Source organism: Piscinibacter sp. PDB5-1 (assembly GCF_056676035.1).
In genome coordinates this window covers 1065173-1081484 of sequence record NZ_JBWVZL010000001.1, presented here as the reverse complement: position 1 = coordinate 1081484, position 16312 = coordinate 1065173, and the positions used below count along the sequence as shown (strand labels likewise).

Genomic DNA, 16312 nt, shown 5'->3' with positions numbered 1-16312 from the left:
GCAAGGGGCTGAGCGCGGTGTCACACCTGGTCGATCACCTGGCCGAACTCACGGGGTTTCGTGACCGCGACATCCTGGACGTGAGCCTCGTGGCGGCGCTGAAAGACCTGCTGCACCCGCTTCGGGTCACCTTCTACCGCAGCGTGGGCGAACCCGGCAGCGAGCGTTGGCTCACCCGGGCCCGCCTGGGCCAGAACGACAGCGTGGCCACCGCCGACTCGGCCTGGGTCGATGTCGAGACCCTGCCGCTGCTCAATGCGCATCCGGCGCGTTTGCAGGCGATGACCGGGCAATCGGTCGTCACGCTCAAAGGCAAGCCCTGCGTGAGCATCTTTCCGGTCAGCACCGACCGCGAAGTCGTCGGCGCCCTCGAAGTCGAAACCGACCAACCCCTGCCGCAAGAGCAGCAGCGGCTGGTGTGCAGCATCCTGCGCTTCTTCCGTAACTTCGAAGGCCTGCTCGACTACAGCGAGCGCGACACGCTCACGAGCCTGCTCAACCGCAAGACCTTCGACGAGACCTTCCTGAAGGCGACGAATGCGCCGGCGTCCACGGCCGAAGACGGTGCCGTCGATGGCCGGCGCGGTACCTCGCTCGGCCACCGCTACTGGTTGGGCGTGATCGACATCGACCATTTCAAGTCGGTCAACGACAACTACGGCCACCTGATTGGCGACGAGGTGCTGCTGCTGCTGGCGCGCCTGATGCGCAACAGCTTCCGCTTCCACGACCGGCTCTATCGCTTCGGCGGCGAAGAGTTCGTGGTGCTGATGCGCTGCGCCAGCGAGCAAGATGCCGCGATGGCGCTGGAGCGCATGCGCGCCAACACCCAGGCCTACCCCTTCCCGCAGGTCGGCAGCATCACCATCAGCATCGGCTTCACCGAGGTGAAGGCCGGCGACACGCCGAGCGCGGCCTTCGAGCGCGCGGACAAGGCGGTGTACTTCGCCAAGACGCACGGCCGCAACCAGGTGCAGAGCCATGCCGAACTCGTGGCCAAGGGTGACCTGGAAGACGACTCGAAGATCGGCGACGTGGAACTGTTTTAGCCCCCACGTCGCTTGGGGATGGAGCCCCCACGTCGCTTCGCTCCTGCCCCCCGAGGGGGCGCCACCCAAGTGGCCCGGCAGAGCCGGCTCCACGGGTGTTGCTTGATGGGCACTTCGCTTTGCTTGTGCGGGCCGGGCGGTTCTTCGCCGCTTTCGCATATCTCGGTGCCCGTTCGGGCTGAGGTATCGAAGCCCCAGCACCGCTGCCCGCACAGGATGAGCCGCGCTACCGCGCCGCCTTCACCACCGCATACCGCTCCAGCGTTTGCGCGCGCGCTTCGTCGTGCATGACCACGGGCATCGGGTAGTCCTTGCCGAGCACCACCCCAGCGGCTTCCAGGTCCACGGGGCGCGCGAGCCAGGGCGCGTGGATCAGCTTGTCGGGCAGCCCCGCCAGTTGCGGCACATAGCGGCGGATGAACTTGCCCTGTGCGTCGAACTTCTCGCTCTGGTTCACCGGGTTGAAGATGCGGAAGTACGGCTGCGCGTCGCAGCCGGTGGACGCGGCCCATTGCCAGCCGCCGTTGTTGGCGGCGAGGTCGTAGTCGTTGAGCTTCTCTGCGAAGTAGCGCTCGCCGCGGCGCCAGTCGATGCCGAGGTCTTTCACCAGAAAGCTCGCGGTCACCATGCGCAGGCGGTTGTGCATGTAGCCGGTCTGGTTGATCTGCGCCATCGCCGCATCGACCAGCGGGTAGCCGGTGCGGCCCTCGCACCAAGCCGCGAACAGCGCGTCGGCGTGCTTGCCGCGCGCCCACTTGATCGCGTCGTACGCGGGCTTGAAGCTCGCGTTCACGACGTCGGGCCGGTGGTGCAGCACCTGGTGATAGAAGTCGCGCCAGATCAGCTCTGACAGCCACACCGAGGCGCCGTCGGAGCCCGCCTTCATGCGCGCCCAGGCCTCGCGCGCCAGTTGGCGGATCGACACCGTGCCAAAGCGCAGGTGGGTGGACAGGTAGCTTGGCCCCTTGACCGATGGAAAGTCGCGCGTGTCGCCGTAGCGGTCCATGCGCGGCAGAAAGTCCGCGAGCATGGCCTGTGCGCCGCTGGCCCCGAGGCCGAGCTTCATCTCGTGCAGGTTGGTGCGCTCGAAGCCGATCGCATCCAGCGTGGGCATCGGGGCCGCGAACCCCTCGGGCCAAGGGGCCAAGGCCTCGGCGTATTTCTCGACCGGGTAGGCGCTCAGGTAGAAGGCTTCGAGCTTCTTCAGCCACGCCGTCTTGTACGGTGTGAACACGGTGTAAGGCGTGCCCGTGGCCGTGAGCACTTCTTGGCGTTCGAAGATGACGTGGTCCTTGCCGGTGTGCAGCGCGATGCCGGCGTCGGCCAGTGCCCCGCGCACCTGGCGGTCGCGGGCCAGCGCGTCGGGCTCGTCGTCGTGGTTGGCATAGACGGCCTGCACGCGCAACTCACGCGCCAGTCGTGGCAGCTCGTGCACGGCCGGGCCGTGTCGCACGATCAAGCCACCCTCTGCGGGCCCCAGGCGGCGCAGTGTGGCGTCGAGGTCTTGCAGGCTGTCGTGGATGAATTCGACCCGACGGTCGGCGCGGGGCAGGGCGTCGAGGATGTCGGTGTCGAACACGAACGCGCACCACACACGGCGCGCCGACTTCAGCGCATGGAACAACGCGGCGTGGTCGTCGGCCCGCAGGTCGCGGCGAAACCAGACGAGGGCCGAGTCCAAAGGTTTTTCCATCCGGGGGAGTGTGCCGCAGGCGCCTAAAATCCGGCGCATGCCCGCCGAGCCCATCAACCTCACGAACCAGTTCTTGATCGCGATGCCCGGCATGGCGGACGAGACCTTCGCCGGCGCCGTGGTCTACCTGTGCGAGCACACCGAAAAAGGTGCGCTGGGCCTGGTGATCAACAAGCCCATCGACATCAAGCTCAGAAACCTGTTCGAGAAGGTCGAACTCACGCTCGATCGCGAAGACCTGGCGAACCAGCCGGTCTTCTTCGGCGGGCCGGTGCAGACCGAACGCGGCTTCGTCTTGCACGAGCGGATCGGCGCCGAAGGCGAAGAGGGCGTTCACTACAACTCGTCGTTGCAAATCCCCGGCGGGCTGGAGATGACCACCAGCAAAGACGTGCTCGAAGCCCTGTCGAGCGGTGCGGGCCCGAAGAAGATCCTCGTGACGCTGGGCTACAGCGGCTGGGGCGCCGGCCAGCTCGAAGACGAGATGGGCCGCAACGGCTGGCTCAACGTCGATGCCGAGCCGGCGGTGATCTTCGACACCCCGATCGAACAGCGCTACGACAAGGCGCTTGCGCTGCTGGGCATCGACCCCCGCATGCTGAGCCAAGAGGCAGGGCACGCGTGAACGGCGGTGCGATGTCCACGCCCGCTTCGAAACCCCTTTCCTATCTCGCGTTCGACTACGGGACCAAGCGTGTGGGCGTCGCCTCGGGCAACACCGTGACGCGCAGCGCCACGCCCTTGCGCACGGTCGCAGCCGAAGGCGATGCTCGCTTCACGGCGCTGGGTGCGCTCATCAAGGAATGGCAGCCCGATGCGCTGGTCGTGGGGGTGCCCGTTCACCCCGATGGGACCCCGCACGACAATACCGCCCGCGCGCAGCGCTTTGCACGCCAACTGCACGGGCGCTTTCGTCTGCCGGTGCACGAGGTGGACGAGCGCTACACCACCACCGAAGCCCACGCGGCCGGCGCGCAAGACGTCGATGCGGCCTCGGCCGCGATCATCCTGGAGCAGTACATGAGGGGCTTGTCATGAGCGTGTTGCAACTCGACGCCGAGGCGCTGTATGCGGATTTGCTGTCTGGCGTGCGCTCGCTGCTGCAACCGAACACCGCGCTGGTCGGCATCTGGTCGGGCGGCGCCTGGCTGGCCGAACGCCTGCAGCGCGACCTGAAGCTCGACGGCGAGGCCGGGGTCATCAGCAGCGCCTTGCACCGCGACGACTTCGGCTCGCGTGGCCTGTCCACCGCCGACCCGACCAAGCTGCCCTTCGAGATCGAGGGCCGGCCCATCGTGCTGATCGACGACGTGCTCTACACCGGGCGCACCACGCGAGCGGTCATCAACGAACTGTTCGACTATGGCCGGCCGGCGAGCGTGACGCTGGCGGTGCTGGTCGATCGCGGCGGCCGCGAGTTGCCCATCCAGCCGGCGTACTCGGCCGCGCGCATCGTGCTGAACAAAGAGCAGTTCCTGCGCCTGGCCCGCGACGAGCAGGGCCGCTTCAGCTTCGACATCAAGAAAGACGACTAAGCCATGCTGGCCCGACGCAACCCGCAGCTCAACAAGAACGGTGAGCTGATCCACCTGCTGTCCATCGAGGGGCTGCCGCGTGACGTGATCCACCACATCCTGGACACGGCCGGCACCTTTCTGAGCGTGAACGACCGCGAGGTGAAGAAGGTGCCGCTGCTGCGCGGCAAGAGCGTGTTTAACCTCTTCTTCGAGAACAGCACGCGCACGCGCACCACCTTCGAGATCGCGGCCAAGCGCCTGAGCGCCGACGTGATCAACCTCGACATCGCGCGTTCGTCGGCCTCGAAGGGCGAGAGCCTGCTCGACACCATCGCCAACTTGAGCGCGATGCACGCCGACATGTTCGTCGTGCGCCACAGCGAGAGCGGCGCGCCCTACCTGATCGCCCAGCACTGCGCGCCGCACGTGCACGTGGTCAACGCCGGCGATGGCCGCCACGCGCACCCGACGCAGGGCTTGCTGGACATGTACACGATCCGGCACTTCAAGAAAGACTTCACCAACCTCACGGTGGCGGTGGTGGGTGACATCGTGCACTCGCGCGTGGCGCGCTCGGACATCCATGCGCTGAGCATCCTCGGCGTGCCCGAGATCCGTGCCGTGGGCCCGAAGACCCTGGTGCCCGGCGACCTGAAAGAGATGGGCGTGCGCGTGTGCCACGACATGGCCGAGGGCATCGCCGGGGCCGACGTGATCATCATGCTGCGCCTGCAGAACGAGCGCATGAGCGGCGCGATGCTGCCCAGTGCCGGCGAGTTCTTCAAGAACTACGGCCTCACGCAAGAGAAGCTTGCGCGCGCCAAGCCCGACGCCATCGTGATGCACCCCGGCCCCATCAACCGCGGCGTCGAGATCGACTCGGCGGTGGCCGACGGCGGGCAGAGCGTGATCCTGCCGCAGGTCACCTTCGGCATCGCGGTTCGCATGGCGGTGATGTCCACGATTGCCGGCAACACGGCTTGAGGGACCCAGAACAAATGAAGATTCTCATCAAGAACGGCCGCCTGATCGACCCGGCCACCGGGCGCGACGAAACCGGCGACGTGGCCATCGCGGCCGGCCGCATCGTTTCGCTGGGGCGTGTCAGCCCCGACTTCCAGCCCAACCGCACCATCGACGCCTCGGGCCTCGTCGTGGCCCCCGGCCTCGTGGACCTGGCCGTGCGCCTGCGCGAGCCGGGCCACGAGCACGAAGGCATGCTCGAAAGCGAAATGGCCGCCGCCGTGGCCGGGGGCGTGACCAGCCTCGTGTGCCCGCCCGACACCGACCCGCCGCTCGACGAGCCGGGCCTGGTCGAGATGCTGAAGTTCCGTGCGCGCAACCTCAACCAGGCGCGGCTCTACCCGCTGGGCACGCTGACGCGCGGCCTCGCGGGCGAGGTGCTCACCGAGATGGCCGAACTGACCGAGGCCGGCTGCGTGGGCTTCTCGCAGGCCGACGTGGCGATCGCCGACACGCTGGTGATGCAGCGGGCGCTGCAGTACGCCTCGACCTTCGGCTACACGGTGTGGCTGCGCCCGCAAGACGCTTACCTCGGCAAGGGCGTGGCGGCGAGCGGCCCGCTGGCCACGCGCCTGGGCCTGAGCGGCGTGCCGGTGATCGCCGAGACGGTGGCGTTGCACACGCTGTTCGAGTTGATGCGGGTGACCGGCGCGCGTGTGCACCTGTGCCGCCTGAGCAGCGCCGCGGGCATCGCCCTCGTCAAGCAGGCCAAGGCCGAGGGCCTGCCCGTGACCTGCGACGTGAGCATCAACCACTTGCACCTCACCGACCTCGACATCGGCTACTTCAACGCCGCGATGCGCCTGACACCGCCGCTGCGCCAGCAGCGCGACCGCGACGCCATCCGCGCCGGCCTAGCCGACGGCACCATCGACGCGCTGGTCAGCGACCACACGCCGGTCGATGAAGACATGAAGAACCTGCCCTTCGCCGAGGCCGAACCTGGCGCCACCGGGCTTGAGCTGCTGCTGAGCCTGGCGCTCAAGTGGGGCGAAGAGGGTGGGGTGGGCATGCAGCGTGCGCTCGCCACCATCACCCACGAGCCGGTGCGCGTGCTGGGCGACGCCCTGGGCTCGCTGGCGTCGAGCACCGGGCGCCTGGTCGAAGGCGGGCTGGCCGACGTGTGCGTGTTCGATGCGAAGGCCCGCTGGACCGTCGAGCCGCGCGCGCTCAAGAGCCAGGGCAAGCACTCGCCCTTCGACGGCTACGAACTGCCCGGCCGCGTGGTCTGCACCCTGGTGGCCGGCCAGGTCGCCTACGAGGCGCGCTGAGCTTGCGAACGGCGCGCGCGCTGTGGCGCATCGCACGGGCCCTGGGGCACGTGCTGCTTGGCATCTGGCTGTGCGCGTTCGCCTTCCCCTTCATCGACACACCCCGGCGCATGGCGCACGTGGGCCGCTGGAACACCCGCATGCTGCAGGTGCTGGGCATCACCGTGCAGGCCAGCGGCACGCCGCAGCCCGGGCCGGTGCTGCTGGTGTCGAACCACGTGTCGTGGCTCGACATCCTTGCCATCAACGCGGTGCACACCGCACGCTTCGTCAGCAAGTCCGACGTGCGGCATTGGCCGGTGATCGGATGGCTGGTGGCCTGCGGCGGCACGCTCTTCATCGAACGTGAGCGCAAGCGCGATGCGATGCGCGTGGTGCACCAGGTGGCCGAGGCGCTGCGCAGCGGCGACGTGATCGCGATGTTTCCCGAAGGCACCACCAGCGATGGCACGGGCCTGCTGCCCTTCCACGCCAACCTGCTGCAGGCGGCGGTGGTCACCGGCGCGTCGATCCAGCCGGTGGTGCTGCGGTTTTCAGACGCGCACGAGGCCGTCAGTTCGGCCGCCGCCTACATCGACGACATGACGCTCGTGCAGTCGCTGTGGCGCATTGTGTGGGCCGAAGGCCTGCGCGTCGATGTGGCCCTGCTCGACGCCATCGATGCGTCCACCCACGACCGGCGCAGCGCCAGCGAGGTCGCCCGTGCGGCGATCGCCGGCCGCCTGGGTCTCGCGCCCTGACGGCGGGTGACTCGAGCGGCACATCCGCCAACGCTCCGTGACGGGTTGCTGAGATTCCCATACCCGCATCGCGGTATTCCTCGATACATTGCTCGACCGGTGTGCACGACGCCCGCCGACCGTGCGTGGTGCACAGAGCGAGAGGACCGGACGTGCAGCGGCTTTCATTCGACCGGGGCGGCCAAGCCGCCGCCCGCCCGACCGCGAGGTGCTGATGCGTTGGCGCTACCGCCAACTCAGCCTGACGGCCCGCGTGACCTTGTGGGCCAGTCTGGCCATTGCCAGCGTGGGCGTGGTCGGTACCCTGATCGGCCTGTGGACGGTGCGCGAAGACATGCGCCGCACCGCCATCGACGCGCAGACCGCGCTGGTCGAGAGCATCGCCAGCGACCTCGACCGCCGCATGGACGAGCGCCGCGCGGCTGTGGCGCTCACCGCCGGCGTGCTGGGCCCGCTGGAGATGGACAGCACCGAGGCCCTCGACGCGTACTTCGCGTCGCGCCCCGTGGTGCAAGGGCTGTTCGACGTGATCTTCACGACCGACCGGGCCGGCACCATCGTGTTCGACACACCGCTGTTCCCTGGTCGGGTCGGTCGCACGGTGGCCGACCGCGCCTACTTCAAAGAGTTGATGGCCACCGGCCGGGCCGTGGTCTCGGCGCCCGTGGCGGGCAAGTCCACCAGCGAGCCCAACATCGTCTTCGCGTCGCCGCTGCGCAACCGCAAGGGCGAGATCACCGGCGCCATGGGGGGCATCGTCTACCTTACGCGGCCCAATTTTCTGAGCGCGTTGTCGAACGTGCGCATCGGCCAGACCGGCTACGTGGCGGTGGTGGCCAAGGGCCCCGAGCCGGTCATCGTGATGCACGCGCACCGCGACCGCATCATGAGCGCCGTGCCGCCGCCGAGCGTCAACCCGCATGTGAACCGCGCGCTCAAAGGCTTCGAAGGCACGGTCGAGGGTGTCAACTCGGTGGGCTTGGAGGCGCTGTTCAGCTACCGCAGCTTGCGCAGCGTGCCGTGGGTCGTCAGCACCGCCTACCCCACAGCCGAAGCCTTCGCTGAACTGGGTGGCACCCTGCGCAAGATCGCCGCCATGGCGGCCTTGCTGATGTTGCTGGGCTCGCTGGGCATCTGGCTGCTCACCCGCCGCCTGCTGGCGCCGCTCGACGACCTGCGCCAGGCCATGGTCGATGCACGCAGGCGCGGCGAGACCGTTACCGTGGACGCCGAACGCGGCGCACGCGAACTGCGCGAAGTGGCCGAGGCCTACAACGCGCTCGTGCACCAGACGCAGGACATCAACTCGGCGCTGCGCGACAGCGAACGCCGCGTGCGCGACATCACCGACCACGTGCCGGCGCTGATCGGCTACTTCGACCGCGACCAGCGCTGCCGCTTCGCCAACAAGACCGCGCTGCGCCTGCAAGGCAGCGTGCTCAACCGGCTCGACAACGCGCAGACCCTGCGCGAAGCGGTGGGCGAGGACAGCTACGCGCAGCAAGAGCCGGCCATCCGCGCCGCGCTGGCCGGCCACAAGGCGCGCATGGAAGGCCACATCACGCGCGGTGGCCGCGAACTGCACTACGAAGGCCACTTCGTGCCCGACTTCGACGAACACGGTGCGGTGCGCGGCTTCTACACGATGTCCTTCGACCTCACGGCACAGCGGCAGGCCGAGGCCAGCCGCGCCGAGGGCGAACGCCGCCTGCGCACCATCGCCGACAACCTGCCGGTGCTGATCTCGTACATCGACGACCAGGAGCGCATGCAGTTCGCCAACGAGACCTACCGCACCTGGCTCGGGCTCGACCCGCTCAAGTGCGTGGGCAAGACCATGCGCAAGGCCGGGGGCAGCGAGTTCTACGACACGCGCCGCGAGTACCTGCACCGCGCGCTGGCGGGCGAGCGCGTCGGCTTCACCGTGGTGGTCGAGCGCGAAGGCCACACGCGACACCTCAACTACGAGTACCTGCCCGACCGCCGGCCCGATGGCAGCGTGGCCGGTGTCTATGCCCTCAGCACCGACGTGACGGCGCTCAAGACCGTCGAGCAGCAACTCACCGCGCTGGCGCGCATCGACGCGCTCACCGGGCTGCCCAACCGGCGCGCGCTCGACGAGCGCCTGGCCGATGCGGTGGCGCGCAGCCGCCGCAACGAGCGGCCGATGGCGCTGATGTACCTCGACGTGGACCACTTCAAGCACATCAACGACACCTACGGCCACGCCGTGGGCGACGGGGTGCTGAAAGAATTCGCCCGGCGGCTTCAGGGCTGCGTGCGTGGCACCGATGCCGTGGCGCGGCTCGCAGGCGACGAGTTCGTCGTCGTGCTCGAAGAACTGAAGTCGAGCGAAGAGGCCGTGATGATCGCCAACAAGATCGGCGAGGTGATGCGCATTCCCTTCATGCTCGATCAACTGATGCTGCACATCACGTCAAGCATCGGCGTGGCCTACTACGAAGGCCACGAGGCTGAGGTCGGCGACGTCATCGCCAAGGCCGACGCCGCGCTCTACGAAGCCAAGCGCGGCGGGCGCAACCGCTACGCGCTGTCGCGCTGGTGAGGGCCGCGCGGCGCTGCGCCGGCCCTCGTGTGGGGCCTGATCAAGCCTTGCCCTGGCTCGCCACGGCCGCAGCGGCCTTGGCGGCGGCTTCGGCGTCGCCGAGGTAGTAGCTCTTGATCGGCTTCAGGTTCGCGTCCAGCTCATAGACGAGCGGGATGCCGTTCGGGATGTTGACGCCGACGATGTCGGCATCGCCGATGTTGTCGAGGTACTTCACCAGCGCGCGGATGCTGTTGCCGTGGGCCGCGATCACGATGCGGCGCCCGGCCTTGATGGCCGGGGCGATGCTGTCGTTCCAGAAGGGCAGCACGCGGGCGACCGTGTCTTTCAGGCACTCGGTCAGCGGCACGTCTTCGGGCTTGAGCTTCGCGTAGCGCACGTCCTGGCGCTGGCCGCGCGGGTCGTTGGCTTCGAGCGCGGGCGGCGGCGTGTCGTAGCTGCGGCGCCAGATCAGCACCTGCTCGTCGCCGTACTGCTTGGCCATGTCGGCCTTGTTGAGGCCTTGCAGCGCGCCGTAGTGGCGCTCGTTCAGGCGCCAGCTGTGCACCACCGGTAGCCAGGTGCGGTCCATCTGGTCCAGCGTGTGCCACAGCGTCCAGATGGCGCGCTTGAGCACCGAGGTGTAGGCCACGTCGAAGTCGTAGCCCTCGGCCTTGAGCAGGCGGCCGGCGTTCTTGGCTTGTTCGACGCCGGTGGGCGTCAGCTCCACGTCGGTCCAGCCGGTGAAGCGGTTTTCCAGGTTCCAGGTCGATTCGCCGTGGCGAATGAGCACGAGTTTGTACATGGCGGCGGGCGTGTGAATGCGCGAAAGGAACGCGCGGACAGAAAGGGCGCGCTGGCGCCCGGGCCCACCTCGTGGCGGCGGGCGGCGAAAGGGCGAATTCTATAATTCGCGCTTTTCGCCAAGCCCCGGACCCCCTGTGAAATTCATCGCCGACAACTGGTACCTCATCCTCGTGGCCCTTGTATCCGGGGGGCTGTTGCTGTGGCCCACCCTGCGGGGCCGCACCGCCGGTGGGTCGGTGAACTGCACCGACGCGGTCAACCTCATCAACCGCGAGAAGGGCGTGGTCATCGACGTGAGCGAGCCCGACGAGTTCGCGGCCGGCCATGTGGTCAACGCGAAGAACATCGCATTGAACGCGCTCGAAACCTCGACCGCGCTGCCCAAGAACAAGGCCTTGCCGCTGGTGGTGGTGTGCCCGACCGGGGCACGCGCGGGGCGGGCGATCGCTATCCTGCGCAAGCTCGGCTACGAGAAGGCCTACCCGCTGGCCGGTGGCCTGAAGGCTTGGCGCGAGGCCAACCTGCCGGTCGAGAAATCGGCCTGAGCTGCCCCCTGGTTTCACGCCCCTGAGTTGATGGAGAGTTGCACGACATGCAAGCGGTGAAGATGTACACGACGCAGGTTTGCCCTTTTTGCATCCGCGCCAAGATGCTGCTGAAGGCACGCGGTGTCGATCACATCGACGAGGTCCGCATCGACCTCGACCCCGCGCAGCGCCAGACCATGATGGACATCACCGGTCGCCGCACGGTGCCGCAGATCTTCATCGGCGAGACGCACGTGGGCGGGTGCGACGACCTGATCGACCTCGACCAGCGCGGGGGCCTGGTGCCCCTGCTGCAGTCGGCGTGAACCCGCATTCGAACCGTCATCACCCTCCGACATAATCCCCCGCGGCCTGCGCCACTCTGGCGTGGGCCGCTTCCTTTCATAGCGAGACAAGCACCATGGCCGACGAAGACAACAACGCTCCCGTGTTCCAGATCCAGCGCATGTACCTGAAGGATCTGTCGCTGGAGCAACCGAACTCCCCGCAGATTCTTCTGGAGCAAGCGTCGCCCCAGGTGGACATCAACCTCGCGCTGGCCGCCGATCCGGTGTCCGACGGCATGTATGAAGTGAGCGTCACCGCCACCGTCACGACCACCGTGTCGGGCAAGACGCTGTTCCTGGTCGAGGCCAAGCAAGCCGGCATCTTCGAGATCCGCAACTTCCCCGACGACCAGCTGCAACCCATCATCGGCATCGCCTGCCCGCAGATGATCTTCCCGTACCTGCGCGCCATCGTCTCGGACGTGTGCACGCGCGCCGGCTTCCCGCCGGTGATCCTGGGCGAAGTGAACTTCCAGGCCATGTTCGAACAGCAACAGCAGCAACAGGCCGCCGCCAATGGCCAGCCGGCTGCAGCCCCGACGCTGAACTGAGTTGGGCATCGCGGCCTCTGCGATGAACGTGTCCGTGCTGGGCGCGGGCGCCTGGGGCACCGCCATCGCGGCGGCCACCGCGCCCCGGCATGCCACGCTGCTGTGGGCGCGCGACGCGGCCCAGGCTGCCCGCATGCAGGCCACGCACGAGAACGCGCAATACCTCGATGGCATTGCGCTGCCGCCGGCGCTGGCCATCACCGCCGACTTCGATCGAGCCGTCGCCCACGCCCGCGAGGGGCTGGTGATCATCGCCACGCCGATGGCCGGCCTCGAAGGCATGCTGCGGCGCCTGCCCGCGGGCCTGAACGGCCTGCTGTGGCTGTGCAAGGGCTTTCAAGAAGGCACCGGCCTGCTGGGCCACGAGATCGCGCGCCTGGCGCGCCCTGGCGATGCACGCGTGGGCGTGCTGTCGGGGCCGAGCTTCGCGGCCGAGGTCGCGCGCGGGCAACCCGCCGCGCTGGTGGCGGCGAGTGAAGACGCCGCGCTGGCGCAACTGGCCGTCGATGTGCTGCATGGCGGCAACCTGCGCATCTATGCCTCGGGCGACCCGGTGGGTGTCGAGGTCGGTGGCGCGGTGAAGAACGTGATGGCGATCGCCACCGGCATCGCCGATGGCTTGCAACTCGGGCTCAACGCCCGTGCCGCGCTCGTCACGCGGGGCCTGGCCGAGATGACGCGCCTGGGCGTGGCGCTCGGCGCGCGGGCCGAAACCTTCATGGGGCTGAGCGGCCTGGGCGACCTGGTGCTCACGGCCACCGGCGACCTCTCGCGCAACCGGCGCGTGGGCTTGCGTCTGGCGCAAGGCCAGCCGCTCGCGCAGATCCTCGCCGAGCTGGGCCATGTGGCCGAGGGCGTGAAGTGCGCGGCGACCGTGCTGCAACGTGCGCAGGCGCTGGGGCTTGAGATGCCCATCACCGAATCGGTGGTGCGTGTGCTCGAAGGCCGCCTTGCGCCGCAGGCGGCGATCCAGGCGCTGATGACGCGCGATGCCCGCAGCGAATTTTGAGCCGTCGTCGACGATGCGCCGGCGCCTGCTGCTGACCGGTGCCGCTGCCAGCGTGGCGGGCCCGGGCTGGGCGCAGGCCTGGCCGAGCCGGCCGCTGCGCTGGGTGGTGCCGTTTCCGGCCGGCAGTTCACCCGACCTGATCGCCCGACTCTTGAGCGAGCCGCTGGCGCGGGTGCTCGGGCAGCCGGTGGTGGTCGAGAACAAGCCCGGCGCGGGCGGAAACATCGGCACGGCCACCGTGGCGCATGCCGCGCCCGATGGCCACACCTGGCTCTTCACGATCCAGGGGCCGCTGGTCACCGCGCCTTTGCTGATCAAGTCGCTGGGCTACGACCCGCAGCGCGACCTGGTGCCGGTGACGCTGGTCGCCACCTCACCCAATTTGCTGGTGGTGGACCCGAAGCTGGGCGCAAGTTCGCTCGCCGACTTCGTGCGCCTCGCGCGTGCAAACCGTGGCAAGTGGAACTACGGCAGCGTGGGCCTCGGCAGTGCCGCCCATCTGGCGATGGAATGGCTGAAGCGCCGCACCCAACTCGACCTCGTGCACGTGCCCTACGGCGGCTTTCCGCAGGTCGTGCAGGCCTTGATGACTGGCGAGGTGCAGGCCGGCTTCATGGTGCCGGGCATTGCGATGGGCCCGGTGCGCGCCGGGCGGCTCAAGGCTTTGGGGGTGACGACGCTCGGGCGCTTTGCGTCATTGCCCGAGTTGCCCACCTTGGCCGAGCAGGGCCAGGCGGGCTTCGAGGCCATCTCTTGGCAGGCCGTGCTGGCCCCGGCCGGCACGCCGGCGCCCATCGTCGAGCGCATGTCGCGTGAACTGGTTCGCCTGATCAAGAGCGACGAGATGCGCAGCAAGATGCTCGCGCATCACTTCAGCGCGGCGGGCACCGCGCCGCAAGGCCTGGCGAACCTGATGCGCTCGGAGCGCACGCGTTGGGCGCAGGTGATTCGTGCGGCGGGCATCGAGCCCGAGTGAATCGACCCGGCGCTCAGTGGCTCAAGCCCCGCCGCCGTAGCCGTTTTGCCGCCACGCCTCGAACACCGACACCGCGACCGCGTTGCTGAGGTTCAGGCTGCGCTGGCCCGGGCGCATCGGCAGGCGCACGCGCTGGTCGAGCGGAAAACCCTCGCGCAACGCGGGGGCGAGGCCGGCGGTCTCTGATCCGAACACCAGCCAGTCGCCGGCTTGCCACACCACCTCGCCGAAGGGGCGGCTGCCGCGTGTGGTGAAGGCGAACAGGCGGGCCGGGTCGGGTTGGGCGGTTTGCAAGAAGGCGGACCAGTCCGCGTGCCGGCGCACCTCGGCGTACTCGTGGTAGTCGAGCCCGGCCCGGCGCAGCAGCCGGTCGTCCATCGAAAAGCCCAGCGGCTCGATCAAATGCAGCTCGCAGCCGGTGTTGGCGGCGAGCCGGATCACGTTGCCCGTGTTGGGCGGGATCTCGGGTTGGACGAGCACGATGCGAAACATGGGGCGCGATTGTGGCGTGCGCCGTGCACCGTCAGGGCCGATGGCGCGGCGTGCGTGCAAGCACCCAGACCTCGACCCGCGACGCACCGGCCTGCTTGAGCACGCGGGCGATCTCGGCGCAGGTGGCGCCGGTGGTCATCACGTCGTCGAGCACGGCGATGGCGCGGCCGGTCACTTCGGCGCGCCGCAGCGGCTCGACCGCGAAGGCGCTGCGCACATTGGCGGCGCGTTGGTCCAGCGCCTGGCTCAGCTGGTGCGGCGAGTCTTTCACGCGCAGCAGCAGCGTGGCGTCGGCGCGCGGATCCATCGCACGGGCCACGCGGCGGGCGAGTTCCCACGACTGGTTGTAGCCGCGCCGCGCCAGTCGCTCGGCACTGAGCGGCACCGGCACCAGCAGGTCCGGCCGCGGGGCCCCACGCAAGGCGGCCTGCAGTTGCGCCGCAAACGCGGGTGCGAGGTCGAGCGCGTCGTTGAACTTCAGCGCGGGGATGAGCCCATCCCATGGGTGCGCGTAGTCGAACGCGGCGAATGCGGCATCGAAAGGCGGCGGGCTGCGCAGGCACTCGCCGCACACCGACACGCTCGCCGGCACGCGAATCGCGCACACCGCGCAGCGCGGCACGGGCGCGGCGAAGCGGGTGATGCAGGCGTGGCACAGGCGGCCCGCATCCCACTGCCGACACAAGGCGCATTGGCTGGGCAAGCGAGAGAGCAGGCGCGAAAAAAGCACCGGCTCAATATACTGCCCGGCCCATGAGCGACACGCCCGCCACCCCCTCGGCCGCACGCCCCATCGACGCGGCCGCCGTGGCCCGTGCGCTCGATCGCCTCGCGCGTGCCGAGCAGCCGCCCTGGCTGCATGGCGAAGTGGCACGGCGCATGGCCGAACGGCTGGCGATCATCAAGCTGCAACCGCAAACCGTGCTCGACTGGTGGGGCTTCACCGGCGCAGGCGGCGAGTTGCTCGCGAAAGCCTATCCCCAAGCACAGCGCCTGGTGGTCGAGCCCACGGCGGCCCTCGGGCAACGCAGCGAAGAGGCGGCCAAGGCGCCGTGGTGGTCGCCGTGGCGCCGGGCGGCGGCCAGGCTTGTCGAGCCGCAGCAGCTCGTGCCCGGCGCGGCGCAGCTCGTGTGGTCGAACATGGTTCTGCACGCCGCCACCGACCCGGCGGCACTCATCGCCCAGTGGCACCGCGCGCTCGCGGTCGATGGTTTCGTGATGTTTTCCTGCCTCGGGCCTGGCAGCCTGCGCCAGCTGCGCGACCTGTATGCGCAACTCGGTTGGGCCCCGGCCATGGCCGAGCAGGTGGACATGCACGACCTCGGCGACATGCTCGTGCACGCCGGCTTCGCCGACCCGGTGATGGACCAGGAGCTGCTGACCCTCACCTGGGCCTCGCCCGAGGCCCTGCTGGCCGAACTGCGCAGCCTGGGTGGCAACGCCGCGCCGCGGCGTTTCGCCGGTTTGCGCACGCCGCGCTGGCATCGGCAACTGCTTGACGCCCTGGGCGGCCTGGCCGATCGGCAGGGCCGCATCGCGATGCATGTGGAGGTGGCCTACGGCCATGCCTTCAAGGCCGCGCCGCGCGTGCCGCTGCTGCCCGAGTCCTCGGTCTCGCTCGATGACATGCGTCAACTCGTGCGCACGCGGTCATCGCGCACATGAGACAGCCCTTTGTGGGGTTGCGCTGCGTTAAACTCGCGGACTTGGGAAAAAAGCGGGGTCTGCGCGCGGCATGTTCGCGTGGGGGCTTTCGCGGCACCGA

Annotated in this window: 18 protein-coding genes; 14 read left to right on the top strand and 4 right to left on the bottom strand. The window is 68.8% G+C overall.

Annotated features, from left to right (window positions below; translation table 11 throughout):
* The first annotated feature begins 17 nt into the window (after window positions 1–17).
* Window positions 18–1049, top strand: coding sequence for a diguanylate cyclase (locus AC1KAT_RS04795; protein ID WP_480323323.1), 1032 nt, complete (start codon window positions 18–20; stop codon window positions 1047–1049).
* A 226-nt stretch (window positions 1050–1275) separates the two neighbouring features.
* Here AC1KAT_RS04795 and AC1KAT_RS04790 read toward each other — a convergent pair whose 3' ends face one another.
* Window positions 1276–2742: a cryptochrome/photolyase family protein gene (locus tag AC1KAT_RS04790; RefSeq protein WP_480323321.1), complete on the bottom strand. Its 1467-nt coding sequence runs from the start codon at window positions 2740–2742 to the stop codon at window positions 1276–1278.
* A 37-nt stretch (window positions 2743–2779) separates the two neighbouring features.
* Between AC1KAT_RS04790 and AC1KAT_RS04785 the strand changes: the two genes are divergently transcribed.
* The 7 genes from AC1KAT_RS04785 to AC1KAT_RS04755 all read left to right on the top strand — a co-directional run bounded on the left by AC1KAT_RS04785 (window position 2780) and on the right by AC1KAT_RS04755 (window position 9859).
* Window positions 2780–3367 (top strand): YqgE/AlgH family protein, encoded by a 588-nt coding sequence (locus AC1KAT_RS04785; protein ID WP_480323319.1) that lies wholly within the window; start codon window positions 2780–2782, stop codon window positions 3365–3367.
* Between the two features lie 11 nt (window positions 3368–3378).
* Window positions 3379–3780, top strand: coding sequence for a Holliday junction resolvase RuvX (gene ruvX / locus AC1KAT_RS04780; protein ID WP_480323317.1), 402 nt, complete (start codon window positions 3379–3381; stop codon window positions 3778–3780).
* Window positions 3777–4277 (top strand): bifunctional pyr operon transcriptional regulator/uracil phosphoribosyltransferase PyrR, encoded by a 501-nt coding sequence (gene pyrR, locus AC1KAT_RS04775; protein ID WP_480323315.1) that lies wholly within the window; start codon window positions 3777–3779, stop codon window positions 4275–4277. The genes ruvX and pyrR overlap by 4 nt, the downstream gene beginning before the upstream one ends.
* Before the next feature lie 3 nt (window positions 4278–4280).
* Window positions 4281–5243, top strand: coding sequence for an aspartate carbamoyltransferase catalytic subunit (locus tag AC1KAT_RS04770; RefSeq protein WP_480323313.1), 963 nt, complete (start codon window positions 4281–4283; stop codon window positions 5241–5243).
* A gap of 14 nt (window positions 5244–5257) precedes the next feature.
* The gene (locus AC1KAT_RS04765) at window positions 5258–6553 is read left to right on the top strand and encodes a dihydroorotase (RefSeq protein WP_480323311.1); all 1296 of its coding nucleotides are present in this window, start codon (window positions 5258–5260) and stop codon (window positions 6551–6553) included.
* A 2-nt stretch (window positions 6554–6555) separates the two neighbouring features.
* A complete protein-coding gene (locus AC1KAT_RS04760) occupies window positions 6556–7293 on the top strand; it encodes a lysophospholipid acyltransferase family protein (RefSeq protein ID WP_480323309.1) in 738 nt (245 codons plus the stop codon).
* A gap of 214 nt (window positions 7294–7507) precedes the next feature.
* Entirely contained in the window at window positions 7508–9859 is a 2352-nt protein-coding gene (locus AC1KAT_RS04755; RefSeq protein ID WP_480323307.1) for a sensor domain-containing diguanylate cyclase, read from the top strand.
* Window positions 9860–9899: 40 nt separating this feature from the next.
* On the opposite strand, the gene gpmA is transcribed toward AC1KAT_RS04755, so the two are convergent.
* A complete protein-coding gene (gene gpmA / locus AC1KAT_RS04750) occupies window positions 9900–10643 on the bottom strand; it encodes a 2,3-diphosphoglycerate-dependent phosphoglycerate mutase (protein WP_480323305.1) in 744 nt (247 codons plus the stop codon).
* A gap of 136 nt (window positions 10644–10779) precedes the next feature.
* Between gpmA and AC1KAT_RS04745 the strand changes: the two genes are divergently transcribed.
* The 5 genes from AC1KAT_RS04745 (at window position 10780) to AC1KAT_RS04725 (ending at window position 14055) form a co-directional block, all read left to right on the top strand.
* Window positions 10780–11190, top strand: coding sequence for a rhodanese-like domain-containing protein (locus AC1KAT_RS04745; protein WP_480323303.1), 411 nt, complete (start codon window positions 10780–10782; stop codon window positions 11188–11190).
* A 47-nt stretch (window positions 11191–11237) separates the two neighbouring features.
* The gene (gene grxC, locus AC1KAT_RS04740) at window positions 11238–11498 is read left to right on the top strand and encodes a glutaredoxin 3 (RefSeq protein ID WP_480323301.1); all 261 of its coding nucleotides are present in this window, start codon (window positions 11238–11240) and stop codon (window positions 11496–11498) included.
* Between the two features lie 95 nt (window positions 11499–11593).
* A complete protein-coding gene (secB, locus tag AC1KAT_RS04735) occupies window positions 11594–12070 on the top strand; it encodes a protein-export chaperone SecB (protein WP_480323299.1) in 477 nt (158 codons plus the stop codon).
* 22 nt (window positions 12071–12092) lie between these two features.
* Entirely contained in the window at window positions 12093–13079 is a 987-nt protein-coding gene (locus tag AC1KAT_RS04730) for an NAD(P)H-dependent glycerol-3-phosphate dehydrogenase (RefSeq protein ID WP_480323297.1), read from the top strand.
* Between the two features lie 13 nt (window positions 13080–13092).
* Window positions 13093–14055 carry a Bug family tripartite tricarboxylate transporter substrate binding protein gene (locus tag AC1KAT_RS04725; protein ID WP_480323295.1) on the top strand — a complete coding sequence of 321 codons (963 nt, stop codon included), beginning with the start codon at window positions 13093–13095 and terminating at the stop codon, window positions 14053–14055.
* Between the two features lie 21 nt (window positions 14056–14076).
* Here the strand turns inward: AC1KAT_RS04725 and trmL are convergent, their stop codons facing one another.
* Both trmL and AC1KAT_RS04715 read right to left on the bottom strand, forming a co-directional pair.
* Window positions 14077–14547: a tRNA (uridine(34)/cytosine(34)/5-carboxymethylaminomethyluridine(34)-2'-O)-methyltransferase TrmL gene (trmL, locus tag AC1KAT_RS04720; RefSeq protein ID WP_480323293.1), complete on the bottom strand. Its 471-nt coding sequence runs from the start codon at window positions 14545–14547 to the stop codon at window positions 14077–14079.
* Between the two features lie 31 nt (window positions 14548–14578).
* Window positions 14579–15232 carry a ComF family protein gene (locus AC1KAT_RS04715; protein WP_480323291.1) on the bottom strand — a complete coding sequence of 218 codons (654 nt, stop codon included), beginning with the start codon at window positions 15230–15232 and terminating at the stop codon, window positions 14579–14581.
* A gap of 68 nt (window positions 15233–15300) precedes the next feature.
* Here AC1KAT_RS04715 and AC1KAT_RS04710 point away from each other — a divergent pair, with 68 nt between their 5' ends.
* Entirely contained in the window at window positions 15301–16212 is a 912-nt protein-coding gene (locus tag AC1KAT_RS04710; RefSeq protein ID WP_480323289.1) for a class I SAM-dependent methyltransferase, read from the top strand.
* Window positions 16213–16312 lie beyond the last annotated feature (100 nt).